Genomic DNA, 25,583 nt, shown 5'->3' on the forward strand with positions numbered 1-25,583 from the left:
GGCAATGGATGAACCACATTCATCGTTTGAGGATTGCTTCTCCTACCTCCATAGAATCAAAAGTAAATATCCGGTTATTTTGATCATCCGCCAATTTTTCTTTAATATGGTGATGACAAGTGAAGAAAAAGAATTGATAACCTTGGAGTGCAAGTCTATTTATCAACTTAATTGCTAGATTTGTTCTTTGTTCATCAAAATTGACAAAACTGTCATCCATTAAGAATGGAAGTTTTTGTTCTTCACTCCATACCTGGGCAACAGCGACACGTAAGGATATATATAGCTGCTCCACCGTTGCCTGACTTAATTCTTTTGGTTCAAATTTCGTCCCGTCTGCATGTTGCACCTTAAGCGTTCGTTCATTTTGCGCATCAAGTATGCTTAGATAGTTCCCTTTTGTGAGGAAGCGGAAGTTATCAGAAGCATATTGAAGTACTTTTGGTAGCTTGACTGTACGGTAAAAATCCATCGTTTTCCCTAAAAGATGGGATGCAGTAGCATGGATTGCCCACTTTCTCGCATGCTCCTGCAACTTACTTTTAGATAATTCAAATTGTTGTACAGCTTCAGAGTAAGTACCAGATTCTTCTAAAAGGCGGATAGTTTCCTTTGTTGCCGTTCTATTCTCAACAAGCTGACTCTGTTTTTCTTTAATAGTCTTTAAGGTTTCTTCTAGCTCAGCCTTCTCTGCTTTCCATATATCCATTGGTTTACTATCCGTAAGGCGCAGTTGAAAGGAATTCTCCATTTGTACCAACTGACTCTTAAGGAGTGCTAATTCTTTCTCAAGCTCTATTTTTTCGACATTCTGTTGGTTTTTATGGCGGAATGCTTCCTCATCCTTAACTTTTGCTTGTTCGTAAAGATGTTGAATCTGCTTACTAGCCTCATATATATGTTGGGATAATCCTTCTATTTCTTCTGTTAAGACGTCAATTTGCTCCTGAATCTGTTGTTTCGTTTTCTGTTTTTCAACGTTTTCTTCCAAATTAACACGTAATTGTGTGAACACTTCTTCAGTCGTTAATCTTGAATTAGTTTCATTGTTTTCATCCAACAGGGTATTTAACTCCTTCTGAAACTTATCCACTACTAGTTGATAGTGGCGTTGCTTTTCCACTAGCTCTTTTTTATCTGAAATCGCACCTTTCAATTGTACTACTTTGTCGTAGGCCTCCTCCATAAAGGTAGGTGAAATTTGTACAAGTGAAAGGGAAGAGGTCCATTTATGCCATTGTTCCTGCAAGGAATAATTCTTTCCTTCCCACTCTTCAAATTGATGAATGATTCTATTATATGTCCGTTCGCACTGGGAAAGGAGAAGCCTCTCCTTTTGCAGAAGCTGCATTACTTGTTCGTTCTTTGCCAAGGCTTTCTGATACACTTCCAATTTTCCTTGTGTATCATTGGATAAAAGCTTTCCTCTTAACAAATCCAGCTTATTATGCAGCTCATCCTTTTCTCTAATCAGCTCATTTTGATTAGCTTTATTTTTTGTATTACTCCTTAATGTAATAGAAAGCAAGGAGAAGAGGACCAAGCAAAACAGTGAAGGGATAAGCTGGTCTTGCATAAAGAAGTAAATGGCACCGACAATACCTAAAATTATACTTACAAATGCGATTTGCTTACCTTTTCTATCTTCGTTATAATCATTCCTTTTTTGAACATCAAGCTGCTTTTTTAATTGGTTTAGGAGTTGCTCTGTGAGGTGGATTTCTTTATGCAAAGTGTCCTTGTCTTCTAGTTCAACCATTTCCTTCATTTTTAAGACTTCGTGGTTTGGAAGTTGTTCTTGTTCGAGGTCTTTCACCCGTTCTTCTTGCGCCTCAAGTTCCTCTTTTGCTAATTGAAACTGTTCATCCAACCGTTGCTTTTGAATGTGAATCTCATGATGAGTCTTTAAAAGTTCCCGCAAAGACCCCTTAGATGCTAAGCTTGTAGGTATTGCTTCTAATTCATAATCTGTTTTCTCAGTCCATTCAAGATCCTGTTTCCATCCTTCCACTCGCTTTTCTAACTGCGCTATTTCTGTTTCTAGCAGAGACAATTGATCTTTCGCCTGTTGATAGGTCGGCACTAAAGTTACTAGACTTTTTACCGTTTCCTCTTTCTCAAGAACTTCTTCATTTACCCATATCTGTTCTATTTCTCTCTCTTTCTCTTCTAATTCTTTTTTCATTTTTTCAAGTTTTGATTGGTAGAAAACTACTTCTGTCTGCCATTTTTCCAATCTTGCCAAACCGTCACGAGGAAATGACTCTACGTTTCCTACTTCCGCTAATTGTAATTCAAGGATCTCCATTCTATTTACTAAAGGTTGAATAGTGAGCATTGCTTCTGTTTCTTTTATCTTTTGCTCTATATCGGCCTTATTTATATGAGATTCCTTTAAGGCTATATCATATTGATTCATATCCTTTTGCAACCGGTCATACTGGCCCATTTTTTCTTTCCATTGATGAACAATTCCTTCTTCTTCTTTTAAGGAAGTTAACAACTGATTGATTACTGGTTTTCTGCCGTTTGGTTTGAAGCGCTCTTCTTGATCTTTTGCTAACTCTCGAGATAATTTATGCAGCTGTTCACTTCCCATTAGACCTGAAGAAAACAAATAACCGCCAAGTTGCTCAGAATCTATCAGCTGTAAATTTTGAATGTCCATAATATTAAAGGAGAAGATGCCCTTGTACATCGTTTTATCAAGGTCGCCAAGCACATCATTCAGATTACAGGGGTTGCCCTGCTCATCTTGAACCGTGACATCACCAGAGGATCTCCCAGCAACTCGTTCAATAGTTATTTTTCTCTTGTCATTCGTTTCAATAACCAACTTCCCACCATATTTAAAGCCTTTTTTAGGAACATAGCGCAAGTCTTGTTGATTTTTTGCAGGGAAACCAAAAAGAATGGCTTGTATAAAGGCCATCACGGTAGATTTTCCTGCTTCATTTTCTCCGTATATTACTTGAATGTTTGGTGATAGATTTTCCATTACCACGTTCTCCAGTTTTCCAAATCCGTAGATATGTAGGCCCGTAATTTTCAACCTGATCACCTCTTCTCACTTTCTAAGAATTTACTGATTAGCCATTGTTCCGCTTCTTTCACTATCGCTTGCACTTCATCTTCATCCCAAGTTTCTAAATAGCGACTTGCTTCAGAATGACGTAACAAAGGAGCTAAGGCTTCTTTCATGTCGACTTGGTCTACAATAGTGTAAAAATCCTTGTAGAATGGTTTATCCTGCAAGTCCTCTTTTGAATAAGATAAAGCTGTTCGCACACGCAATGTATAGATGTATACAAATGAAAAATTATTTCCTTCTCCCTCATTTAAAAGAAGTTGAAGTTCTTCCTGATGACTTTCTTGTTGGAGAAAATCATGTAGGGTACCATTCCCTGTATATGTTAGTCGGAGTAATTTCCCCTTCCCTTCCACCCTAATGGCATCCATAGCTTGTTTTGTTTTCTCCATTAGTTGGTCCACCGTATGTAGTTCGTTGATGGGAATCTCGAGATCCTCCCATTGTATAGCGGATGTTTCTATATATGTTAGCTCAGGAATACCGTCGTCCAAGAGGTCAACCAGATAGCAGCCTTTGTCGCCCTGTTCCTTTTTATGGCGACCTTGGATATTTCCCGGATAGACGATTGGTGGATGATGATGCAGTATTTCACGTTTATGTATATGACCAAGCGCCCAGTAATGAAACTCTTTATCAAGAAGATCAGGTAATGTGTACGGGGCATAAGGATCATGCTCTTCCCTTCCAGAAAGATTCCCATGCAGCATTCCGATGTGAAAAGGTATCGTTTGGTCTTCTTTCTCGTAGTAACTTGTCATATTCTCCGTCAAATGCCTTTGTTTATAACTGAATCCGTATATGCACGCTAACTCTTCATCGTCTTTTATATATGTCTTTCGTTCTACTTCTCCAGAAAAAATATGTACATTATCCGGGTATTTAAAAAGTGCGTGTTCTTCTGAAAGGTAGTCATGATTCCCATGAATAATATAAACTTGAATTCCAACTTCTTTTAACCGCAAGAATTCTTTTCTAAGTGTCGCCTGGGCGATTAAGCTTCTTTGTTCCAGATCAAAGAGATCTCCGGCTAATAAAACAAAATCCACATGGTGATGGATAGCAGCGTTTATGAGCGTTGTTAATGATTGGAAGGTGCTTTTTCTAATCTGATCGAATATTTGTTGGGGAAGATGGCTAAGTCCCTTGAATGGACTGTCCAAGTGTAAATCTGCAGCATGCAGGAAACGAATTTTTTTCATTCTAGATTTAACCTCTTCTCTAAACGTCTTTTCCTTATTTTATCATGAATGAAATACGAATGCACGTTCGGTTGATGTATACAAATAAAAAAACATGCGGGACTTTGATGTAAGGTCCCACATGTTAAAAGGTTATTTTTCTTTTGTAAGTTGCAATGCTTTCTTAATATCTTTCAATGAAGAGGATTTACCGTACATTAAAACTCCTCCACGGTACACTTTTGCTCCAAACACAGCCAGTAGTACAATCGTAGTTACTAAAAGGCCAATGGCAAGACTGATTTCCCAAATAGGAACATTTAACATCCCTACTCGTAAAAACATAATCATAGGTGTAAAGAATGGGATAAATGAAGTTACTTGGATGAAAGAATTATCCGGATCTCCTAGACCGAACATGGAAATCATAAAGCCTGCCACTATCAATAATGTCATGGGCATAATCATTTGCTGGATTTCTTCAATTCTGCTAACAAGCGACCCCAAGAATGCTGCAAATGTTGCATATAGGAAGTAGCCTAGCAAGAAGAAGACGATGGCGTACACAAACGTTGCTACTGGCAGATCGCCTACACCGAAAAATTCAAATACTCCCCCTGCTTCTGTCATCCCTTCAAGGTTTCTACTTAAAGAAGAATACCCAACAATGATCCAGAATGCCAGTTGCGTTAAACTTAATAGCGCAATTCCAAGAATTTTACCGAACATATGCATAATTGGGGAGGCGGAAGAAATTAGTATTTCCATAACGCGGGAGGATTTCTCTACTGCGACTTCAGTTGCAATCATGCTAGCATATAGAATAACTGAAAAATAGATCACAAACAGTAAAACATATACTAAGCCACGTGCCTGATTTAACTCTTCTGCAGATTTGGCGGATTCTTCTAGAGCTACAACATCAAAATTAATGGGCGTGTAAAGTTGAGCAATTTGTTCTTGTGATAATCCAAGTTGACTTGTTGCCAGCTCATTTTTCACTTGCTGAAGCAATGCCTCCACTTGTGCCATCGTCTCAGAATCAGTGATAGAAGCTGCTTTGTACACCCCTGATGGTAGGCCGTTTTGGTCCGTTGAAAGAACAAGGAGCCCGTCATACTCCCCTTCAGTCACTTTACTTTCAGCACCAGCCTCATCTGATACCATTTCAAGGCTCAAGGTGCTCTCGGGATTCGTTGCAAGTTGCTGCTCTAACAATGGTGCGATAGCGCCTTCTTCATCAATTACAGCTACAACTTTATCTTCCTCTTTATCAAAAATATCAATAATGGACTGAATGTTAGTAACACCGATAATAAGTAGTGTTGTCACCAAAGTGGAGATAATAAAGGATTTAGATTTTAATTTGCTTATATAGGTGTGCATTAAGATAATCAAAAACTTATTCATGGTAAGAAGCACCTACCTTTTCTATGAAAATATCATTCAAGGACGGCTCTTCCAAGATAAACTTACGGATATAGCCTTTACCTGTAATTTGTTGCAGTAAAGTCTGGGATACATCTTCATCTTCCACTTGAAGAATCATGCCTTCTGCTGTCTGCTTTGTTTTGGTAACTCCAGCTATTTTGGATAGATACCCCAAATCAAAATCAGCATGAATGACTACATTCTTTTTCCCAAATGACCGTTTAATGTCCCTTAGTGACCCATGCACAACTGGTTGCCCGTGATGCATAATACATAAATGCTCACAAAGCTCTTCGACATGCTCCATCCGGTGGCTAGAAAAGACGATAGATGTCCCTTGCTTTTTCAGGTCGACTACCGCTTCTTTTAATAGTTCCACATTTAGGGGATCCAAGCCACTGAAAGGTTCATCTAGGATGAGCAATTTCGGGTTATGAATCGTGGACGCAATAAACTGGATTTTTTGTTGATTTCCTTTGGATAGCTCTTCAACTTTTTTATTAAGATACTGGGGTACCTTGAAGCGCTCCAACCAATAGTCCAACTGCTTCAAAATTTCCGCTTTCTCCATTCCTCGCAATCTGCCCAAATAAATCATCTGATCCTTTACGGTTAATTTCGGATAAAGCCCTCTTTCTTCGGGCAAATACCCTACAAGGTGACTTTCTCTATAAGTAATGGGTTTTCCCGCCCAAGAAACCTTACCTTCAGTAGGCTCCAATAATCCAAGCACCATTCGAAAAGTGGTTGTTTTCCCTGCTCCATTGGCACCTAAGAACCCAAACATTTCACTTTCCGGTATTTCCAGGGTCAAATTATTGACTGCCACATGCTTGCCAAACCTTTTGGTTACACCATCTATCTGTAATGCCATGACGTTATCCCTCCTAAGTTTTACACTAACCTATACGGTTGATAAAGGAAATAGTTTCATAGAACTTTTACATTTCAAGAAACTTTTAGTAAAATAAAAACAATGAATGGATATTCATTTTATAGACACGGAGGGGACAAACATGGGGAAATATACGTTAACAGTTTTTAGTAAAAGCGGGGAAACATTACTGGATGAGAGTTTTGAAGCAGCAACAGAAAAAGAAGCAAAAACATTAGGAGAGAAGAGATTAGAAGAATTGAACTTTCTCGACACGACACACCGTTGCACGAACGCAAGCGGCAAACTAGTCTTGTTTCACCGATAACGGATAAACGCATGGAGACATAAGCATCACATCTCCATGCGTTTTTTGTTCCAATATCGATTAAAAGCAACAGTAGTAAAAAAAACAATCCCCATAATAGCCGAGCACGAGAATATAAGCTGTGTAGAAGTTAAGTCCAGATATTTTGCCAAGGAAACAGAGTACGCCAGCACAAAAGTAGTCAAAAATTTGGACAAGGACGCTATTACGAGAAACTTTTTAAACGAGACAGCTCCTATTCCCGCCCCCACGCAAATGATTTCATCAGGAAGAACAGGAATAATGAATAGAAGTACCAAAATTACCGTCTCATTTTCGCTTACATATTCTTGATAGCTTTTTAGATGTTTTTCTTTTACCAGTTTTGAAGCCACTTTCATTCCGCCAGATCTTGCAATAAAGAACATAATAATTATTCCTGTCAATGTTCCAGAAAAACCAAGATAGAACGAAGCAGATGCTCCAAATGCCATACTACCGGCAGGAATGGTCAATGCTTCGGGGAGCGGCAAAATAATTGGTTGAGCTAAGCACAGGAAGAAAAAAAGAATTTGAGCCATGGAACCATACTCTAATAGTAAGCTCTCCAATCCCTTATTTTCTACAATTACCATGAACTCACCTATATAATAGACTAGCAAAATAATAATCATGATTCCTAGCCCTGTTCTTGGTACTTTTCCTGCTTCCATTATTTGCACGCAAACCACTCCGTTTTTCTTTTATGAACTTAGTATAAGTGGTGTGCTTTTTGTTGGTAATGCACCGGAGTATTATTTGACAATACGACTGTAGGCTTAGTTCAGAGAAAGGGACAAGTGAGACAAAAGAAAAAAAGCTACCCCATTATTGGAGCAGCTATTCCGGTTCACTTTCCGGAGAATTGTGGTTTTCTCTTTTCCACAAAAGCTTTGATTCCTTCCTTATGGTCTTCTGATTGTCTCATTCTACGCTGTGCATTCTTTTCCAATTCTAGAATTTGTTCTAGACGTGGTAAGGATTGCTTCGCGTAAATCATCTTCGTTTCTAGCATCGCTTGTAATGGTGCCTGAAGAAGGGCTGCAACCCTTTTGGAAATTTCCTCTTCCATCTGATCACCTCCCAAGCTATCTACCAGACCTAATCCATGAGCTTCTTCAGCGGAAATGGTTCTACCTTCCCAAATCATCTGTTTAGCTTTCGCTTCTCCAAGACGCTTTTCCATGAAGAAGTGACCACCACCATCCGGGATTAAGCCAATCTTGATGAAATTCATAGCAAGTTTTGTGGACGTGTGAGCAACCACAAAGTCGCTGGCAAGGGCAAAACTCAGACCAAGCCCTGCAGCTGCACCATGAATAGCACTGATGGTCACTTTCGGCATCGTGTAAAGCTTGGTGACAATGGAGCCAATCGTATCCATCACCTGATTAAAGTCACCTCCAACATTGTCCTGGAGCATCATTTTTATATCTCCACCTGCACTGAACGCATTCCCACTTCCTCTAACAATCAGGACTTTGACCTTCTCATTTTTCGATACCTCCTCCAAAACTCGTTCTAATTCCCCTAGCATCTCCACATTCATTGCATTTAACGCTTCTGGTCTATTAAGCTCTAAAACCACAACCGAACCTTGATCCAATACATTAACCGTACTCATAAAAGCACACCCTTTTTTATTTAGTATGAATTTTCTGAAAAATTAAAGTTCTGTGCGGGGGTCATACCCCCGCAGGAATTTCTCTCTCAATCTCGAATAATCCCTTTACTGTTGCCTATGAGGACTTGTTTGCCATTTTGGTTGGTGTAGATGGATGTTACGTTGACTTGTTTGTAGCCTTCTTGTTGTTGGACATTGGTGAGGGACGCTTCACAGGTGATAGTGTCGCCTGTAAAGACGGGACGGAGGAATTCCATGTTCATTTCTCTTGCGATATAATTCATGTCTCCCCCGATTTTGGTACCGATACTTGCAGTCAATAGGCCATGTACCATTAAGCGACCATGCTCATCCTTTTCCACATGATGTCTTCCTTGGTCTCCTGAAACTTCTCCAAATTGAAGTATTTCCTCGACAGTGAATGTTCTGGAATAAGTCAGAACTTCACCAGTTTCAACCTTCATCATCTGTTCCCTCCTATAAGTTATATAACTAGTATAATATGAAAGCGCTTAAAAATGAATGATTATTCACTCATAAACCCAAAAATATAAAAAGCGAGGATCTTAATCCCCGCTTTGTTATTAGCTTCTAGATGAAAAGAGCTCTTCCAAAATCCTAATTTTTTCATCTGTATAATGTTCAAATCCATCATTATAAGACTTAGGATCTTTCGGATTGGCAAAGCGCGTTATTTTCCCTGTTTCAGGGTGAACAAACTTACTAGATGCCCCACACCCTAATCCGATAATCGTCTGTTTCTCTTCCATAATCATGATGTTATAAATGCTATCTTGTCCTGGCAATGCATATCCTACATTCTCCAAATTCCCCAAAATATTTTTCTGGCGATACAGGTAATAAGGCACATAGTTGTGTGTTGTCGTCCAATCTGTAGCCATATCCATCATCTTCCCGATTTCATAACGATCTGCCACTTTGTAGCGGTTCTTATTTTGTGTCATTTCTGAAGCTCGTTTGAAAGACAATGTATGGACCGTCAATGATTCAGGCATCAGCTTTTCCGTTTCTTCTAGAGTATGTGCGAACTCTCCCACTCCTTCTCCAGGCAGGCCGATGATTAGGTCCATATTAATATTATTCATACCCATCTCACGTGCAAGGTGAAATTTATCAATGGTTTCCTCCACGGTATGATGACGGCCGATTGCTTTCAATGTTTCCTGAGTATAAGACTGAGGATTGATACTAATGCGATCGATATTCCACTTTTTCAATACTTCAAGCTTCTCCGGCGTAATCGTATCTGGACGTCCGGCCTCCACTGTTACTTCACGAACTTTTTCCATGTCAGGGAACGAAGCATACATCTGCTCATAAAGCATGTCCATCTCTTCTGCCGTGATACTTGTCGGTGTACCCCCACCATAATAAACTGTGGTGATACTAATTCCTTTTTCCTTCAACCAGGTACCTATAGCATCGATTTCATGGTGGAGACCGCCAAGGAAGGAGTCCACTTTTCCCTGTTTTCCATTGATTGCATAAGCAGGGAATGTACAGTACGCACATTTAGTAGGGCAGAACGGAATTCCGATGTAAATGCTGACCTCATTGCCCAAATCATGTAAATCTGGTACAACATCTAGCTGGCGATCAACAATCTGCTGCATTAATTCAATCTTTTCGTCTGTAATTAAATAATCTTCTCGCAGCTGTTGATGTACTTTTTCTTTTGGTTCTCCCTTTTGAAGCTTCGAGTGTAGAAGTTTCGTTGGTCGAATTCCCGTTAAAATCCCCCACTTCTGAATGATACCCGTATGCTCTTGTAAGAGAGTCAAATAAACATAGGACACTGCTTGTTTTTTACGGCGAAAGCTTTCTTTTTCGTCTGATTCGCCCAATTCTTTCTCATGAGAGCAAGTAAGTTCGCCGAGTTGTCCACTGACAATAAACGTGGTGTTTTTTTCTTCAACCTGGAATGTTACCTTTAGATCAGAGAAGGCATCTTCCCCAAGCACCACTTCTGTTTCTTCAAAAAATAAATCCGCAATCAATGATAACGGACGCTGATATCTATCATCATGTAATCCTTTTATAGCAATCTTCAAGTTAATCACCTTTCACACTTGCTTTGTTTACAGCAAGATTTTTCACTTCCCTTAGTGTAACGGATGAAGCGGATGCATATCAAGATAATACCATTGGAAAAGAAGAAGAGATGATAAAACAATAAAGCACTCACCCTCTGATAACTGCAAAAATTAAATCATTGTCCGAGATGCTTCCCCTGTCATCAAGTTCTTTATACCGGCGCTGAAGACTTCTCTCCTCCTTTCTCGCCACGGAGGTCTTCATCACGGCGATGAGCTCTTCTCTCCTCCTTTTTCCTTGTCACCGAGGTCTTCATCACCGCGATGAAGACTTCTCTCCTCCTTTTTCCTCGTCACCGAGGTCTTCATCACGGCGATGAGCTCTTCTCTCCTCCTTTTTCCTCGTCACCGAGGTCTTCATCACCGCGATGAAGACTTCTCTCCTCCTTTTTCCTCGTCACCGAGGTCTTCATCACGGCGATGAAGACTTCTCTCCTCCTTTTTCCTCCTCACCGAGGTCTTCATCACGGCGATGAGGACTTCCCTCCTCCTTTTTCCTCGCCACGGAGGTCTTCATCACGGCGATGAGGACTTCTCTCCTCCTTTTTTCTTGTCACAGTGGTCTTCATTACGACCATGAAGACTTCTCTCCTCCTTTTTCCTCGTCACCGAGGTCTTCATCACGGCGATGAAGACTTCTCTCCTCCTTTTTCCTCGCCACGGAGGTCTTCATCGCGGCGATGAAGACTTCTCTCGTCACAGAGGTCTTCATCATGACCATGAAGACTCCTCCCCTCCTTTTTCCTTGCCACTGAGGTCTTCATCACGGCGATGAGGACTTCTCTCCTCCTTTTTCCTCGTCACCGAGGTCTTCATCACGGCGATGAAGACTTCTCTCCTCCTTTTTCCTCGCCACCGTGGTCTTCATCACGGCGATGAAGACTTCTCTCCTCCTTTTTCCTCGCCACCGAGGTCTTCATCACGGCGATGAGGACTTCTCTCCTCCTTTTCCTCGTCACCGAGGTCTTCATCATCACGGCGATGAAGGATTAGCATGAAGACTATTCCACAATTCGATTATTTTATAATCTCCTAAACAACAAAAAAGACAAACCCTACTTTTAGAGTCTGCCCTTCTCCAACTATATTTTCATTTTATTTAAAAACGCGATGCGTTGCTGTTTACGGAAATGTTCTTTAATCATATAGGCTACACCGTTTTCATCATTGGTCCGAGTAATCCAGTCAGCAGCAAGCTTCACTTCTTTTGGGGCATTCCCCATTGCTACACCCAGTCCTGCGACTTCAATGATAGGAAGGTCTTCCATCGTATCCCCAATGACCACCATTTCCTGCGGAGGAATTTTCAATACTTCACCAAGAGTTAACAATCCATCCATCTTCGTTCCACCGTCAGGTAAAATATCCACTTTCCCGTCAGCATGAACAAGAATTTCAATTTCCTCAAACGCAGACTTCAAAGTTGTTAACACTCTTTCTCTTTCTTCTGGTTCTGTAAAATAAACCTCTATTTTCGGTGGTGCAATTGGATTATCAATCAATGTATCCCCTAAGGATTCTACAAATTGCATTGGGTAGATTAATGGATCACTAGAACCAAGTACTGCTCTAGCCATCAAGTTATTAGCACCACGCAACCTGTTTCCAATTGAATATCTTTCATGCAAAATCCTAACTGTACAATCATAATTTTCCAGTACTTGAACAAGATTGAATGTCTTATCCTCAGACAGTCGCTTTACATGAAGAGGTTGCTCCAGTTTAGAGGCAATAAATGAGCCTCCATGTGTCACTAAAAATGTATCAAGTTTCAGAGATTTAGCCACTTTCTTGGCAAAAGCGAAGTTTCGGCCGGTCACAAGTGTTACGTATACTCCCTTGTTTTTCACATACTCTATCGCTTCTTTCGTTTCCTTAGCCAATCTTCCATTTGATTTCAATAGCGTTCCATCTATATTGATGGCGAGCAGGCGGTATATCATGGAGAGACCTCCTTATCTAAGATGTTTGTACTTATTGATATGAGTATGAGGAAATTAGGAGAAATAGAACTTTAGGAGTTTGCGGGCAAGAAAAAAACGCACTAGTTTCAGTGCGTTTTAATCCTAGCTATTTTTCAACAATTAGTTAGCAGAATCTACGTTGCTATATAATTCTTCTAGCGGCTTCATGATGATTTTATTTAATTCGCTTACCATCATGCTCATGCGTTGCTCCGCTTCCATAAGTTTCGCGATTGCTTCGTTTTGTTGCACTACTGCAACTGTTTTTTGTGCTTGCTCTACTTCTTCTTGTGTAATTTCTTGGCCGCTCATTTGTTTTTGTTGAAGTTCGAGTTGAATGTTGCGGAAGTTCTCAAACATTCTTTTCGTTGTTTCGTCTGCGAATACCTCTTTATATAAAGTTTGAAGGTTTTTGAACTCGTCACTTTCTTTTACTGCTGTTTCTAGGTTGTACGCTACATCGTATACGTTGTTTGCCATTTGTACGTCATTCCTTCCTTTTTTGCCCATCTTTCAGGCATGCTAGTGACCAGTATAACAAACATGCCAGAGTCATTCAAACCAAAAGGCGGAAGAGTTTTTTAAACTCCTGTAGATTTCCGTTTCAGATATTCGCTTTCCGCGGGAAGGTGTTACTTCGTTGAAGGCCACGGAAAACGGAAAAAGTTTTTCATTTAATATGTCTTTTATACACCGCTGTTAATTTCCGCAAATGGCTTCGCTTTCCTAGGGCTGACGTGAGCCTCCTCGGCTACGGCTGCGTGGTCTCAACCTAGAGCTATCTCCCTCAGGAGTCTTCGCCTTTTGCTCCATAACCAGCTAGGAATTATTAAGCACTTTAGGTTATCAGTTTTTCAGTGGTCCCACTTCGTTGCGGATTCTCATACCTTACACGTCAATCTACAGGGGAAACTCTCTCTTAAAGAATCAGCACAAGTAGACCTTGTAGTAGTCCGATAAGGCCTCCCAATAGAGCTCCGAGGTAGGTGATTAGTTTTAATTCTCGTCGGGATACGGAGAGAACCATTTCTTCTACTTCTTGAAGGGAGAAGGATTCGACTTGATCTCGTACGACTTCCTCGAGTTTCAATCTTATAAGCAGTTCTTCTAATTTCTCCAGTAAAAGTTCGCTGCCTGTAGAGAAAGCGGAAGGTATTAATTTATCCATCATCCATGGATAAATAGGTTCTATCGCTTCCTTCACTGTTTTGTTCATCCATTTTGGGACGTTCACTGTGCGTTCTACTACTGTATGAAGAGAGGAAAGAATTGCTTCTCTGGAAATTTTATTTTCCAAATCCTGCACTTCCATCTCCTTGAGTTTATTCCATTCACGGTACAAGACATTTATGAGTACATCTTTCGTACCGTCATGTTTGAGGAATTTAATGATTTCCGGTTGCACTTTATCTACCAAAGGATAATTGCCCATAAACATTTGCACGACACTTCCCAATTTTCCTCTTGTTGCGATAAAGTCGTTGATCATTTTCGACAACTGCCTTTTCCCTTCTACACTTTCAAAATGGTAGATTGCTTTGTTCAAGATGAATTCTGAAACTGCGGGGATATTACTCTCAACAGAGTGCAACAAGTTTACAGGCAACACCTGTTGAATAGGTTTTGAACGCAATGGGGTCATTACTTCTTCATATTTACTTTCCACTATTTGTTGTAAATTTTCTTGAAAAAGGGTTTCTGCGTCCTCTATCCCAAACTTCCTTAATACTTCTTGGACGCTTACCCCTTTATCGAGGTATCGGTCCAATTCTTCTTTTATCCATTGCTCAGATTTTTCCTGGAAAGAACTGTTCATTAATCTTCTCTTCATGCTTTCTGCAGTCAAAAGATGTTCCATTACCAATTTTCCTAGTTGGTCTGCAAGCTCTGATCTTCTTTTGGGTATCAATCCAGGTGTAAATGGGACCCGTTTTTTAAATATATAGATTGGGTTATAGGGTCTGAACAGCATTCGAATCGCAAGGGAATTGGTAACCCCTCCTATCAAGGCCCCAATCACCATCATCATTACAATAACAAACAAGATATCCATCTATCGTCAACCTCTTTCTAATCACCGATTTATCTACGTTTCAATATTATAGATTGTGGGGCAAATACCCCTGTTTCTCCTAAACAGCCTAACCTTAGACAAAAAATGAGGGAAAAACATGAATTTTTTAGCAGCAAGGGTAATACCTATTGAAAATAATGCACCTGTACCAATTATACAAGTAAGTGAAGCTTTAGCAAAAAAATTAAAGCTTCCTGAACATATATCTTTATGTACGGTTCAATGTAGCCGGAATACAACTACATGTAATATCGTAACTATCAATATAGAAGAAAACGTGTTGAGAATGGACCGAAGCATTCAGAAATCTTTGTTACTTTTTGATGATGAACGCTCTTACCTCATCACATATAACATTGAATCGAACACACTTCATATCGGCCCTGTTATCGCTCTCCTCACTGAAATCGGAATGAAGGACGAAGAATGTATCGACCTTAAGTCTATTGAAGAGTATTGCATGGAGCTTGCCAACTATTCGGAGGATATCGGTGTTATCTTCTATGTATTCACGCTTCACAATCAATACAAAGAAAGACATATCGAAGGATACTACTTGGAAAACAACAGCTGGAACAAAGCTCTGCTTCCATATCCTCAAGTCGTGCACAACCGTCTCCATAAACGTACGAACGAGAAGAGTGAAATGTTTCGTGAATTTACTAATCAATTGCAAGAATGGGAGATACCTTACTTTAATGATCACTTCCTAAATAAGTGGACAGTACATGAACAGCTTGTCCATGCAGACCATTTGACTCCTTATTTGCCAGAGACAGCACTATTTTCTGCCAAACGACTGGAGTCTTGGTTAGACATTCATTCTACACTTTTTTTGAAACCAATCAATGGCAGTCAAGGAAAACAGATATTTAAAGTGTGCAAAACTCAAGATGGGTACACACTGGATTACTCTTCCCTTCAACAACAAGTATCCCAAAATTATGGCAGTATAACTGATTTGTACAAGCGACTTTCTCCTGAGATCAAGAAAAGACAATACATCCTTCAGCAAGGGGTAGACCTTCTTCATTTAGATGGGAGGCCCGTTGATTTCCGCTATCTGTGCCATCGTAGTGGGGAGAACCGCTGGCAAGTAACCTCATCCACTGCAAGAGCTTCAAAGAGCGGCTCTTTTGTTTCGAATCTTGCCCAGGGAGGAGAAATGCTTTCTGTTCAACATGTACTTCGAACGAAATTTGACACGAAAGAACTTCCGCAAATTCGAAAACTCCTAAAGGAATTGGCACTTGAAGTGGCAAACGAAATTGGAGCTGGCTCAGATGGAATTTTTGGAGAATTGGGTATTGACCTTGCTATTGATACTTCTGGGCACCCTTGGATCATTGAAGTAAATACAAAACCATCTAAGAATTTAGATCAACCTGTTAACCCAAGGAGCATCCGCCCTTCTGCTAAAGCTGCTATTATCTACTGTTTATATCTTATACACGAACACTTAAAGGAGAGATAACATGATTACTCTAGGTGTCCTCTCATTTTCACAACCGACTTTTTACCTTACAAAAATAGCAGAACATGCTGCGAAAAATGGTGTCAAGATATGCATCATTTCACCAACTCAATTAACAGAAAGCACCTCTCACGTATCAGGCCTTATATACACTTCAAACACGAAGGAATGGAAGGACTCCACAATTCCCATTCCTTCCTTTATTTATGACCGCTGTTATTACGGAACCAAGAAAGCGCAACTCTTTAAGCCAGGAACAGACTCATTGAAGATGCAGGATAATGTACATTTCTTAGGATACGGACTCCCCAATAAATGGGAAGTCTATAACAAGTTATCAACCATAAAGGAAATTCAAGCCTTCTTTCCTCTAACAAAGAAACTCACAAGCGTCACATTTTTCTTATCTCATTTTCGCAAAAATAGCAATTGGTTGATTAAACCCATCAACGGTTCCCAAGGAAGAGGATTAATTAAGGTGGAACAAATAGAAGGTCATTATTTTGTAAAAGAAGTGGTTCAGCCAGGAGAATCACTCTATATATTTAGGACTGATCATCATCTAAAAAAGTGGCTGCATAGTCGCATGAAGGATACAGAGTATATCTTTCAACCATTTCTACCTTTGCAAAATAAAAAGGATGTTCCATTTGATTTAAGGATATTTCTACAAAAAAATGAAGAAGGTAACTGGACGGAAAGAGTGCGTTGTATCCGGACAGGCCCAAAGAATCATATTACATCCAATCTTGCTGGTGGCGGGGAAATGCTTCCATTCACTGTCATTACTCAGGGCTTGCGACGTTCGATAAGAGAAGAATTAGAAAAGAAGCTACAGGTCATTGTAGAACATCTTCCTTTTGCGATTGACCAGATAATCTCCCCACTTTTCGAATTGGGGATAGACATTGGGATCGATCCTGACTATAATTTATGGATTTTAGATATTAATTCGAAGCCCGGTCATAAGATAGTAACAATGGCTTCTCCTTCTGTACAGACAGAAATCTATGAAGCCCCGAGCAAGTACTGTTTGTACTTATCGTCTATTAAAAGGTGAGCATACGGGAGTTGATGATGATGAAAGCACTCATACCTGTTAAATGCAGAGTCGACTTAAAAGAACACCAAATTCTTGTTCCGGAAGAGATAAGCAATGTCCAAGTAGAATCCATCGCTTTTGGCACACATCAGTATGCCTGTGATGCGAGTTCACATGGCGGGCATTCTCTCTATCTTTCTGAAGCAATGTTTAAAAAGTTGCTTGTCCCTTATGAAGGGAACATCCATGTATTTGTTCATGAAGGCACCCTGCATCTTGGCCCTCTAATTGGAATTTTCACAGCAGGGTTTACTAGCTCCATGATTAGGCCAATAGGTGAACGGTCATTATTTTTCTCCAAACTGCTGTCAACGGAGAGAAAAGTTGGTGCTTATATGTTTCTATTCGGTGCTAATCATATTGATTGGGAAGAAGGTACCATGGAAGGCTTTATGTTTACAGAGCAGGGTTGGAGAAAAAGGACACTCCCTTTTCCTCACGTAGTTTACGATCGTCTTCCTAACAGGCGGACAGAGAAACATAGGCTTCTTGCACATACAAGAGAAAAGATGCAAAGGGATTATGCAATTCCATGGTTTAACCCCGGTTTTTTCAACAAATGGGATATTCATCAAAAGCTTATGATTGAAGAAAATATTGTTCCTTATCTACCAGAAACACATAATAACGTGTCCATTGCGAAAATGGAAAAATTACTATCTAAATATCCTTTCATTTATCTGAAACCCACAAATGGCAGTCTTGGCCTTGGCGTTTACAAAATTATTTATAACCGTGAAGAAGAAACCTATTATGCTCGCTATAAAAATGAGGATTTTGTTAATAAGCTGCAGCGTTCCTCTTCCCTTGAAGCCTTATTGGCCCATTGCTTAAAAAACAAGGACTTGTCCTGTTATCTCATTCAACAAGGCATACCACTATTAAAAGTGGAAGATTCCTTCGTTGATTTTCGTGTTCATACCAATAAGGATGAGCAGGGAAATTGGGTTGTAAGTGCCATGGCTGCCAAGCTAAGCGGCAAAGGGAGCATTACCACCCACGCCAACAGCGGCGGAGTGATTAAAACGTTATCTGAAATATTCACAGATAAAGATGAACAAGCAACAGTAATCGATAAATTGTCTCAAGCCTCCCTTTTAATAAGCAATGCTATTGATACACATATGCCTGGATTTATCGGGGAAATTGGTTTTGATTTCGGTCTTGATAAAGATCACAAGCTTTGGATGTTTGAGGCAAACTCTAAACCCGGTCGTTCCATTTTCTATCATCCAAAGATGAGAAACGAAGATATTTTAACTCGCAAGCTGTCCATTGAATATGCGGTGTATTTGACTGAACATACAATAAAAAATCCGGAAGGTGTTTTTTCATGATTGAATTATTTTATGAGATTACCTCCCAGACTTGGTACCAGCGCTTTGACGCAAAGAATAAAGTGACAATGGGAAAGTACTTTTCAATCCCTTATAAAATGGATCATACCTCCAAGTATATTAGCTTCCCATTCCTCCTGAAGGACATGAAAGCCGGTCCGCTTATCGGTATTTTGGCAAGTCCAAAACAGGACGGTTTTATAGGGAATATCGGTCTTTTCAAAAGAATACAACGAACCCTTCAACAATCCGGTGGATTATCTGTAGTCGTTACCCCACAACAACTTACAGAAGATGGAATTGATGGTTTTTGTTATCTGCCAACTCAGGACCAATGGGTAAAAATCCAAACTCCACTTCCTGATCTTTTGTATAATCGCTTGTCACGATATGAGGACGAAAAACTTTTCTTAGAGCAAACAGAGAAGCTTACCTCTCTTTATCATATTCCCGTTTTCAATCCTCAGTTTTTTGATAAATGGGAGTTATATTTACAGTTGAGAGATAACGAAATGTTGACACATCACTTACCCAAAACGGACCTCCTATCTGAAGAAACATTAACAGAGTATCTCTCGACCTACCCAGAGGTATATATAAAAAAAAGAAAAAGCAAGAGAGGAAAAGGAGTTTTTCTTATAAGCAGAAATGGAAACACATACTTGATGAAGTCAACATCCACCACTACCGTCCTTTTTCCATCTATAAATAAACTTGCTCGTTATTTTGAAAAAGAAGAACCTTTAAATTCTTACATTATTCAGGAAGCAATCACTACTTTGCCGATGAAAGGCAAGAAATTCGATTACCGCGTATTGGCCCACTCAAGTGGCAACCGTTTTGCAATTACTGGGGTAGGAGTTCGAATGGCGAAAAAACAGCAGGTAACCACCCACGTCCCTTCAGGTGGAGTAATTGTGGCAACGGAAGAGCTACCAATTAAAACAGACCATGAAACAATCGAACAACTTATTTATCAATGTGGAAAACAGCTCTCTTCTTTTTATGACGATATTGGGGAATTCTCGGCAGACATTGGAATTACACCTGAAGGAGATCATTTCATCTTTGAATTGAATGCCAAGCCGATGGATTTTGATGAGCCTCCGATAAAACAACGGGCCACAGAAAATATTACCAAGGTATTCTATGACCGATCTGGCTTTTCCATGCAGGAATCCTTCACATAATGTCGAATAGTGTTACAAGTCGCCATTACACCATGAGGAGGAAAAGGCATGATTTCACACTTTCAGTTAAAACCTTTCTATCAAAACAATCAACTACCAGGCTGGCATCTTTCCTTTTTTTATAAAGGTCACTCCGTAAAAGCCGTCTATCACAAAAACGGTTCCATAGAATGGCCAGAATCACAAACCTTTTCCGAAGAAGAAAAACAAGCCGTGGAAGCTCAGATTCATGAACTGATGCTATTTCACGTTTATGATTGAAGAATCATTTTCCCTCCTTTAGATAAACTAACTAAAAAGGAGGGATTTTTTATGACAGATAAGAAAAAGTCCGATAAAGGCCCACAATATGAAGGCAGAGATGAATATTTCATGGATATTGACAGGTATATCAATGAAGGGTTAGCTGGTGGAACTGTCTTTGAACGGGACCAATACACAAACATAGAAGAAGCACGTGAGCTAGAAAAAGAAGAACCACCTAAAGAATAACGACAAAACTCTTCCCTTTCCGGAGGAGTTTTTTATCCTTTGTATACCGTGTTCTCTTCGATATAATAGAAGGAATAGCTTAGAAGGAAAGGGATTAAATATGTACAACCAATTAAAAAAAATATTTAAGGATGCTATTATCCAGACATCCTCTCCACACAGCTTTTCACATTATCTTTGGTTCACTTCGTCTGCAAATGATTATTACGGTATAGAAAAAGAAGCATTGACTACAAAAGATATTTTGTTGTTAGAAACATTTTTGCAAAAGGTAGAAGAACATCAACTATCCATGAGTGAAAAGGAACAGTGGTGGCATGAATTATTATTTGGCCGTGCTCCCCAAAAGACACCATATACTTACCCTAGATCTTTCCGCTTCATCCATTTTGAATTTTCCGAACCACTAGTGAACAAGGTAGAATGGAGAGAAGCTCTAGTTGCATTTTTTTATAGCGACATGGAGATTGTATGGAAGAACTTCACTTCCGGCGTGATTGTGGATTTTCTGCCTGAAGTAAAGGAAGAGGAAACCGTTCCTCTCCATGACATTATTGATATCACTGCTTCTGACTTCTATACAAATGTAAAGTTGTATATAGGTACATACACCGATTTAGAGGATAATTTGGCAGACTTATATCACTGGGAGCAAAACTGCTTTAAACGATCCGTAAAAGCAAGGAAGCAGGCAAACATACATACATTTCAACACTCCCTCCCTTTTATGCTGACAGAAAACATAGATGCCCAACAAATCTCTTATATTAAAAAGATGTTTGGCACGATGCTAGATGATGAAAAGGAACTTTTACAAAGCGTAAAAGTCTATATAGAAAATAATATGAATGTATCACTAACAGCCAAGAAACTGTTCATGCACCGTAACAGCCTTCAATACCGAATCGATAAATTCATAGAACGGACTGGCATAGACATCAAAAACTTCCAGGGAGCCATGGCCGCCTACCTAGCAATCATAATCATGGAAAGTAACGTGATGTGATGAAAACCCTAGTTGATTGAAGTCGAAAGCGCGAAGACTCCTGCGGCCACTGAAAAACTGAAATATCAAGTAATTAGTGATTTCTAGCTGTGGATTGGAGCAAAAGGCGAAGACTCCTTAGGGAGATAGCGGTAGCTTGAGACCCCACAGGCGAAGCCGAGGAGGCTCAAGCACCGCCCCTAGGAAAGCGAAGCCATTTGCGGAAATCAACAGCGTTGTCTAAACAACACCATAAATCAGAGACTTTTTCAGTGGCTTCCTACTAAGTGAGGAAGCTCACGGACCACCTGCAGGCAAGCGAAGCGCCTGGAACGTAAATCAACCGTTTTTAGAAGACCTAAGTAACGTTGCACAAAGACGTTGCTTTTTTTTGTGCACCTTGTACATTTACGAAATGTATGCGTTTTCGGTAAACTAATAACAGATTAAGAAAACGATTTCATAGGAGGAAACAAACATGGCAGAATTACAATTAGATCATATATACAAAGTATATGAAGGTGACGTAACAGCAGTTAAAGACTTCAACCTTCACATCAAAGACAAAGAATTTATCGTATTCGTAGGTCCATCAGGTTGCGGTAAATCCACAACTCTACGTATGATCGCTGGTCTTGAGGAAATCTCAAAAGGTGACTTCGTAATCGACGGTAAAAGAATGAACGACGTTGCACCAAAAGACCGCGACATCGCAATGGTATTCCAAAACTATGCCCTATATCCACACATGAATGTATATGACAACATGGCATTCGGATTAAAATTACGTAAGTTCCCTAAAGAAGAGATTGACCGCCGCGTAAAAGAAGCAGCAGCAATCCTTGGCTTGGAACAATACCTTGACCGTAAACCAAAAGCACTATCAGGTGGTCAGCGTCAGCGTGTAGCATTAGGTCGTGCAATCGTCCGTGATGCAAAAGTATTCTTAATGGATGAGCCATTATCCAACCTTGATGCAAAACTACGTGTAGCGATGCGCGCAGAAATCTCTAAGCTTCACCAACGCCTTCAAACGACAACAATCTATGTAACACATGACCAAACAGAAGCGATGACAATGGCAACACGCCTTGTTGTAATGAAAGATGGAATCATTCAACAAGTTGGTTCACCTAAAGAAGTTTACGAGAACCCAGAAAACGTATTCGTAGGCGGATTCATTGGATCTCCTGCCATGAACTTCTTCAATGGTAAACTTGAAGATGGAGCATTCCTAATCGGCGAACAGAAAATTGCTGTTCCAGAAGGAAAAATGAAAGTACTACGCGACCAAGGGTATGTAGGAAAAGAAATCATCCTTGGAATTCGTCCAGAAGATATTCACGATGAGCCGGTATTCATCGAATCATCTGTTGGAACGACAATCAATGCTGTAATTGAAGTATCTGAGCTTCTTGGTGCCGAATCTATGCTTTATTCTCAAATTAATGGCCAAGATTTCGTAGCACGTGTTGATTCCCGTACAGACGTGAAGCCTCAACAAAAGCTTCAACTTGCATTAGACATGAACAAATGCCACTTCTTCGACATTGAAACAGAATCTCGTGTACGTTCTAAATAATACTTTTTCGAAAAACAGGTCTTAACCGACCTGTTTTTTTATTCTTGTATAGAATTAACTTGCTCTTTTTGACACACAGGACAATGGAACAAATGTAAGCAAACATGATTTTCCAAACTATTTATATCTCCATCAACCATCTTCAACAGATTTATTTCCATATACGCACTATAATCATCCAAATAGTCCGTCACCTTCCCCATATCAACAACCATGCTGCCGCACGACGCGCAGTTCCCTTGATAATCTTCCAACCCATTACATAGCGGACATATCTCCATAAAAGCTCCTCCAGTTCCTTGCATCTTCTGCTTTTCATTAATTTTTACATCTTACCTTCAAATATGCCTTAATACTGAAATAGAAAAAATCCATAAATTACCTAAAAATAAATGGATAAAGATATTATGAAATTCCTATAATACAAGTAACAACTTATCAACCAATGGACCAAGCCTAGACGGCAGCAGAGACCTCTGCACTTACTGGTGCAACCCCAGTTGGTCCAGCCAAAACTATATTACGAGGAGATGAATCACATCATGGCAAGCAGAAACAATTCGTCAAATCAATTAGTAGCACCTGGAGCTCAAGCAGCTATCGACCAAATGAAGTACGAAATCGCAACTGAATTTGGTGTAAATCTTGGTGCAGACACAACTGCTCGCGCTAACGGATCTGTTGGTGGAGAAATCACTAAGCGTCTAGTTCAAATGGCTGAGCAGTCCCTAGGCGGAAGATAAGTTTTCGTTTTTATGTAGCAACATAATTTTATATGTATGGCTAGAGGCACCTCATCATCGGGGTGCCTTGCTTATTTTTGGCTATTATAACTATCCTAAGTTAAAATGTATCTAAATATGTAAATGAAGGTGTGAATAGTTTTTGAGTATCGTATTAGTTGGTGGAGGTCACGCCCATTTAAAGTGTTTATTGGATAAAAGGAAGAAGCCTCTTCCCGATCAGAATATTTATTTAATCTCCCCTGACCGGTATCAATACTACTCAGGAATGTTCTCAGGCTATACCGAGGGATTGTACTCCATAGATGAAATAAGAATCGATATAAAAGCCATGTCTGAAAAAGCAGGCGTAACATTCATAGAAGATAAAGTCACCGAGGTTTCTGTTTCTGATAAAACAATTTTAACAAAGACTGGGGCCAGTATTCCTTTCAGTGTTGTTTCATTTGATACTGGCTCATTCGTAGAGGGACCATCCTCTTTTAAGGATTATCTGGTCCAAATTAAACCCAATTATCTTTTTGCAAACAAAATGAAGGAATACCGGGAAGTTGAATTTCCAGTAGTGGTTGGGGGCGGATCTTCAGGGGTGGAAATCGCCTTGGCAATTACTGCTTGGAGGAAAAAGAATCGCTATCCTAGTAATGTCGCGCTGATTACTTCCTCGAAGCTGTTGCCCTCTTCCTCGGGGAAAGCCTCCAAATTAATAAGAAAAATTACTCTGCAAAAAGAACTTACTGTAATCGAGAATGATAGTGTAGCGAATATGGATGGGAGTCATGTTATCACCAAAAACGGTAGAAGCCTCCCTCACTCCCGAGTTCTGTGGTTGACAGGACCAAGTTCACCAGACATCTTTAAGAGAAGTTCGCTTCCTTGTGATGGAAATGGCTTTCTCTTGATTGAAAAAACACTTCAAGCTAAAGGGCTGCCGTTTATTTTTGGCGCAGGTGATTGTATAACACTAGAAGCTTTTCCTGACCTTCCTAAAAACGGAGTATATGCAGTGAGACAAGCAGAGTTACTTTGGAATAACATCACAAGCTATTTAAATGGAGAAGAGTGTTCTACATTCACTCCTCAACGTCATTTTCTTTCGTTACTATCAACAGGTAATAAAGAAGCTTTACTACAATACGGACACTTTACCGCTCACAACAAGCTTTCTTGGAAGCTAAAGAATAAGATTGATACCGACTATATGAAGAAATACATATGATGTAATTGGTTAGCTTAACCCGACCTAAAACCACGTCCCAGATGAGATCTTAATCTTTTGGGAAGTTTCTCGCTTTTCGCATAGCTTTGAAATAGTGGCCTTGGCCGGACCTTACCTTTCCGCTTCATCTATGACATTTCAATGAAATCTTATAAACTTATTTCACCAAGGTCTTGATATAGGCGATGAGGACACCTCTTCTCCTTTTTTCTTGTCACTGAGGTCTTCATCACGACGATGAGGACAACTCTCCTCCTTTTTTATCGTCACTGAGGTCTTCATAACGGCGATCAGGACCTCTCTCCTCCTTTTTTCTTGCCACTGAGGTCTTCATCACGACGATGAGGACAACTCTCCTCCTTTTTTCCCGTCACTGAGGTCTTCATCCCAACAAATTCAGCATTCCATTATTTTATAATTTCCTAAACAAACAAAAATGAGGCTGGGACAAAACTAAAAAAACCTAATAAAAGACGAACAATTTAGGTGTCATAGGTATTGGCTCTAAATACCGCTGTTGATCTCCACAAATGACTTCGCTTTCCTAGGGGCGGTACTTGAGCCTCCTCGCTCCGCTACGGGGTCTCAAGCTACCGCTGTCTCACCTCTGTGTCTTCGCCTTTTGTTCCAATCAACAGCTGGTGTAACCCAAAAAATTAATGTCTCTTTTAAACGAAAAAAGTCCCGAACTACTTTAAGATTTTAAATTAGTTCGAGTTTTATTTAGACTAAAACACTTTTGTCCCAGCCTCTAGTGGGCGAT

25 protein-coding genes are annotated in these 25,583 nt (G+C 39.9%); 11 read left to right on the top strand and 14 right to left on the bottom strand.

The genetic code is table 11. From position 1 onward, the window contains the following. Positions 1 to 19: 19 nt before the first annotated feature. The 4 genes from HC179_RS04500 to HC179_RS04515 form a co-directional block, all read right to left on the bottom strand. A complete protein-coding gene (locus tag HC179_RS04500; protein WP_168863253.1) occupies positions 20 to 3,052 on the bottom strand; it encodes an ATP-binding protein in 3,033 nt (1,010 codons plus the stop codon). 5 nt (positions 3,053 to 3,057) lie between these two features. Then, positions 3,058 to 4,290: a metallophosphoesterase family protein gene (locus HC179_RS04505; protein WP_168863254.1), complete on the bottom strand. Its 1,233-nt coding sequence runs from the start codon at positions 4,288 to 4,290 to the stop codon at positions 3,058 to 3,060. Positions 4,291 to 4,422: 132 nt separating this feature from the next. Then, a complete protein-coding gene (locus HC179_RS04510; protein ID WP_168863255.1) occupies positions 4,423 to 5,679 on the bottom strand; it encodes an ABC transporter permease in 1,257 nt (418 codons plus the stop codon). Beyond that, a complete protein-coding gene (locus HC179_RS04515; protein WP_168863256.1) occupies positions 5,672 to 6,574 on the bottom strand; it encodes an ABC transporter ATP-binding protein in 903 nt (300 codons plus the stop codon). Before HC179_RS04515 ends, HC179_RS04510 begins: the two co-directional genes overlap by 8 nt. A gap of 142 nt (positions 6,575 to 6,716) precedes the next feature. On the opposite strand from HC179_RS04515, the gene HC179_RS04520 reads away from it, so the two are divergent. Further along, positions 6,717 to 6,902 (top strand): YhzD family protein, encoded by a 186-nt coding sequence (locus HC179_RS04520; RefSeq protein ID WP_148989357.1) that lies wholly within the window; start codon positions 6,717 to 6,719, stop codon positions 6,900 to 6,902. A gap of 26 nt (positions 6,903 to 6,928) precedes the next feature. Here the strand turns inward: HC179_RS04520 and HC179_RS04525 are convergent, their stop codons facing one another. From HC179_RS04525 to HC179_RS04560, 9 genes are all read right to left on the bottom strand, one after another. Beyond that, entirely contained in the window at positions 6,929 to 7,594 is a 666-nt protein-coding gene (locus HC179_RS04525; RefSeq protein WP_205825224.1) for a TVP38/TMEM64 family protein, read from the bottom strand. A 176-nt stretch (positions 7,595 to 7,770) separates the two neighbouring features. Further along, positions 7,771 to 8,544 carry an enoyl-CoA hydratase gene (locus tag HC179_RS04530; protein ID WP_168863258.1) on the bottom strand — a complete coding sequence of 258 codons (774 nt, stop codon included), beginning with the start codon at positions 8,542 to 8,544 and terminating at the stop codon, positions 7,771 to 7,773. An 86-nt stretch (positions 8,545 to 8,630) separates the two neighbouring features. Further along, positions 8,631 to 9,008 (bottom strand): MaoC/PaaZ C-terminal domain-containing protein, encoded by a 378-nt coding sequence (locus tag HC179_RS04535; protein WP_168863271.1) that lies wholly within the window; start codon positions 9,006 to 9,008, stop codon positions 8,631 to 8,633. Positions 9,009 to 9,128: 120 nt separating this feature from the next. Further along, a complete protein-coding gene (locus tag HC179_RS04540) occupies positions 9,129 to 10,616 on the bottom strand; it encodes a coproporphyrinogen III oxidase (RefSeq protein ID WP_168863259.1) in 1,488 nt (495 codons plus the stop codon). Between the two features lie 610 nt (positions 10,617 to 11,226). Next, entirely contained in the window at positions 11,227 to 11,379 is a 153-nt protein-coding gene (locus HC179_RS04545; RefSeq protein ID WP_168863233.1) for a hypothetical protein, read from the bottom strand. Between the two features lie 146 nt (positions 11,380 to 11,525). After that, positions 11,526 to 11,654 carry a hypothetical protein gene (locus tag HC179_RS21145; protein ID WP_277351300.1) on the bottom strand — a complete coding sequence of 43 codons (129 nt, stop codon included), beginning with the start codon at positions 11,652 to 11,654 and terminating at the stop codon, positions 11,526 to 11,528. Between the two features lie 86 nt (positions 11,655 to 11,740). Continuing rightward, entirely contained in the window at positions 11,741 to 12,601 is an 861-nt protein-coding gene (locus HC179_RS04550) for a Cof-type HAD-IIB family hydrolase (RefSeq protein ID WP_168863260.1), read from the bottom strand. Between the two features lie 141 nt (positions 12,602 to 12,742). Further along, positions 12,743 to 13,102 (bottom strand): YlbF/YmcA family competence regulator, encoded by a 360-nt coding sequence (locus HC179_RS04555; protein WP_168863261.1) that lies wholly within the window; start codon positions 13,100 to 13,102, stop codon positions 12,743 to 12,745. A gap of 439 nt (positions 13,103 to 13,541) precedes the next feature. Continuing rightward, a complete protein-coding gene (locus HC179_RS04560; protein ID WP_168863262.1) occupies positions 13,542 to 14,675 on the bottom strand; it encodes a DUF445 domain-containing protein in 1,134 nt (377 codons plus the stop codon). Between the two features lie 118 nt (positions 14,676 to 14,793). On the opposite strand from HC179_RS04560, the gene HC179_RS04565 reads away from it, so the two are divergent. From HC179_RS04565 to HC179_RS04600, 8 genes are all read left to right on the top strand, one after another. After that, positions 14,794 to 16,170, top strand: coding sequence for a YheC/YheD family endospore coat-associated protein (locus HC179_RS04565; RefSeq protein WP_168863263.1), 1,377 nt, complete (start codon positions 14,794 to 14,796; stop codon positions 16,168 to 16,170). 1 nt (position 16,171) lies between these two features. After that, positions 16,172 to 17,230: a YheC/YheD family endospore coat-associated protein gene (locus HC179_RS04570; RefSeq protein WP_168863264.1), complete on the top strand. Its 1,059-nt coding sequence runs from the start codon at positions 16,172 to 16,174 to the stop codon at positions 17,228 to 17,230. A gap of 14 nt (positions 17,231 to 17,244) precedes the next feature. Next, on the top strand, positions 17,245 to 18,609 hold the full coding sequence (locus HC179_RS04575) for a YheC/YheD family endospore coat-associated protein (protein ID WP_240948467.1): 1,365 nt from the start codon (positions 17,245 to 17,247) through the stop codon (positions 18,607 to 18,609). Then, positions 18,606 to 19,799 carry a YheC/YheD family protein gene (locus tag HC179_RS04580; protein ID WP_168863265.1) on the top strand — a complete coding sequence of 398 codons (1,194 nt, stop codon included), beginning with the start codon at positions 18,606 to 18,608 and terminating at the stop codon, positions 19,797 to 19,799. Before HC179_RS04575 ends, HC179_RS04580 begins: the two co-directional genes overlap by 4 nt. Before the next feature lie 48 nt (positions 19,800 to 19,847). Continuing rightward, entirely contained in the window at positions 19,848 to 20,060 is a 213-nt protein-coding gene (locus HC179_RS04585; RefSeq protein WP_148989719.1) for a YheE family protein, read from the top strand. A gap of 51 nt (positions 20,061 to 20,111) precedes the next feature. Then, positions 20,112 to 20,291 carry a hypothetical protein gene (locus HC179_RS04590; protein ID WP_168863266.1) on the top strand — a complete coding sequence of 60 codons (180 nt, stop codon included), beginning with the start codon at positions 20,112 to 20,114 and terminating at the stop codon, positions 20,289 to 20,291. A 100-nt stretch (positions 20,292 to 20,391) separates the two neighbouring features. Further along, entirely contained in the window at positions 20,392 to 21,297 is a 906-nt protein-coding gene (locus HC179_RS04595; RefSeq protein ID WP_168863267.1) for a PucR family transcriptional regulator, read from the top strand. Positions 21,298 to 21,754: 457 nt separating this feature from the next. Then, positions 21,755 to 22,858, top strand: coding sequence for an ABC transporter ATP-binding protein (locus HC179_RS04600; RefSeq protein WP_168863268.1), 1,104 nt, complete (start codon positions 21,755 to 21,757; stop codon positions 22,856 to 22,858). A 38-nt stretch (positions 22,859 to 22,896) separates the two neighbouring features. Here HC179_RS04600 and HC179_RS04605 read toward each other — a convergent pair whose 3' ends face one another. Continuing rightward, positions 22,897 to 23,139, bottom strand: a complete 243-nt coding sequence (locus tag HC179_RS04605) for a hypothetical protein (protein ID WP_168863269.1) — start codon at positions 23,137 to 23,139, stop codon at positions 22,897 to 22,899. 261 nt (positions 23,140 to 23,400) lie between these two features. On the opposite strand from HC179_RS04605, the gene HC179_RS04610 reads away from it, so the two are divergent. After that, positions 23,401 to 23,601 carry an alpha/beta-type small acid-soluble spore protein gene (locus tag HC179_RS04610; protein WP_010198503.1) on the top strand — a complete coding sequence of 67 codons (201 nt, stop codon included), beginning with the start codon at positions 23,401 to 23,403 and terminating at the stop codon, positions 23,599 to 23,601. A 142-nt stretch (positions 23,602 to 23,743) separates the two neighbouring features. Further along, the gene (locus HC179_RS04615) at positions 23,744 to 24,820 is read left to right on the top strand and encodes an FAD-dependent oxidoreductase (RefSeq protein ID WP_168863270.1); all 1,077 of its coding nucleotides are present in this window, start codon (positions 23,744 to 23,746) and stop codon (positions 24,818 to 24,820) included. The last annotated feature ends 763 nt before the right edge of the window (positions 24,821 to 25,583 follow it).

Origin of the sequence: Bacillus sp. RO1 (assembly GCF_012524115.1) — a bacterium.
In the GTDB taxonomy this organism is placed as follows: Bacteria; Bacillota; Bacilli; order Bacillales; family Bacillaceae_I; genus Sutcliffiella_A.

What these genes read in the sequence shown, in the direction of transcription:
- HC179_RS04505 (WP_168863254.1), bottom strand. Translation starts at nt 4,290, where the DNA reads ATGAAAAAAATTCGTTTCCTGCATGCTGCAGATTTACACTTGGACAGT.
- HC179_RS04510 (WP_168863255.1), bottom strand. Translation starts at nt 5,679, where the DNA reads ATGAATAAGTTTTTGATTATCTTAATGCACACCTATATAAGCAAATTA.
- HC179_RS04515 (WP_168863256.1), bottom strand. Translation starts at nt 6,574, where the DNA reads ATGGCATTACAGATAGATGGTGTAACCAAAAGGTTTGGCAAGCATGTG.
- HC179_RS04520 (WP_148989357.1), top strand. Translation starts at nt 6,717, where the DNA reads ATGGGGAAATATACGTTAACAGTTTTTAGTAAAAGCGGGGAAACATTA.
- HC179_RS04525 (WP_205825224.1), bottom strand. Translation starts at nt 7,594, where the DNA reads ATGGAAGCAGGAAAAGTACCAAGAACAGGGCTAGGAATCATGATTATT.
- HC179_RS04530 (WP_168863258.1), bottom strand. Translation starts at nt 8,544, where the DNA reads ATGAGTACGGTTAATGTATTGGATCAAGGTTCGGTTGTGGTTTTAGAG.
- HC179_RS04535 (WP_168863271.1), bottom strand. Translation starts at nt 9,008, where the DNA reads ATGAAGGTTGAAACTGGTGAAGTTCTGACTTATTCCAGAACATTCACT.
- HC179_RS04545 (WP_168863233.1), bottom strand. Translation starts at nt 11,379, where the DNA reads ATGGTCATGATGAAGACCTCTGTGACGAGAGAAGTCTTCATCGCCGCG.
- HC179_RS21145 (WP_277351300.1), bottom strand. Translation starts at nt 11,654, where the DNA reads ATGCTAATCCTTCATCGCCGTGATGATGAAGACCTCGGTGACGAGGAA.
- HC179_RS04550 (WP_168863260.1), bottom strand. Translation starts at nt 12,601, where the DNA reads ATGATATACCGCCTGCTCGCCATCAATATAGATGGAACGCTATTGAAA.
- HC179_RS04555 (WP_168863261.1), bottom strand. Translation starts at nt 13,102, where the DNA reads ATGGCAAACAACGTATACGATGTAGCGTACAACCTAGAAACAGCAGTA.
- HC179_RS04560 (WP_168863262.1), bottom strand. Translation starts at nt 14,675, where the DNA reads ATGGATATCTTGTTTGTTATTGTAATGATGATGGTGATTGGGGCCTTG.
- HC179_RS04565 (WP_168863263.1), top strand. Translation starts at nt 14,794, where the DNA reads ATGAATTTTTTAGCAGCAAGGGTAATACCTATTGAAAATAATGCACCT.
- HC179_RS04570 (WP_168863264.1), top strand. Translation starts at nt 16,172, where the DNA reads ATGATTACTCTAGGTGTCCTCTCATTTTCACAACCGACTTTTTACCTT.
- HC179_RS04575 (WP_240948467.1), top strand. Translation starts at nt 17,245, where the DNA reads ATGATGATGAAAGCACTCATACCTGTTAAATGCAGAGTCGACTTAAAA.
- HC179_RS04580 (WP_168863265.1), top strand. Translation starts at nt 18,606, where the DNA reads ATGATTGAATTATTTTATGAGATTACCTCCCAGACTTGGTACCAGCGC.
- HC179_RS04585 (WP_148989719.1), top strand. Translation starts at nt 19,848, where the DNA reads ATGATTTCACACTTTCAGTTAAAACCTTTCTATCAAAACAATCAACTA.
- HC179_RS04590 (WP_168863266.1), top strand. Translation starts at nt 20,112, where the DNA reads ATGACAGATAAGAAAAAGTCCGATAAAGGCCCACAATATGAAGGCAGA.
- HC179_RS04595 (WP_168863267.1), top strand. Translation starts at nt 20,392, where the DNA reads ATGTACAACCAATTAAAAAAAATATTTAAGGATGCTATTATCCAGACA.
- HC179_RS04600 (WP_168863268.1), top strand. Translation starts at nt 21,755, where the DNA reads ATGGCAGAATTACAATTAGATCATATATACAAAGTATATGAAGGTGAC.
- HC179_RS04605 (WP_168863269.1), bottom strand. Translation starts at nt 23,139, where the DNA reads ATGGAGATATGTCCGCTATGTAATGGGTTGGAAGATTATCAAGGGAAC.
- HC179_RS04610 (WP_010198503.1), top strand. Translation starts at nt 23,401, where the DNA reads ATGGCAAGCAGAAACAATTCGTCAAATCAATTAGTAGCACCTGGAGCT.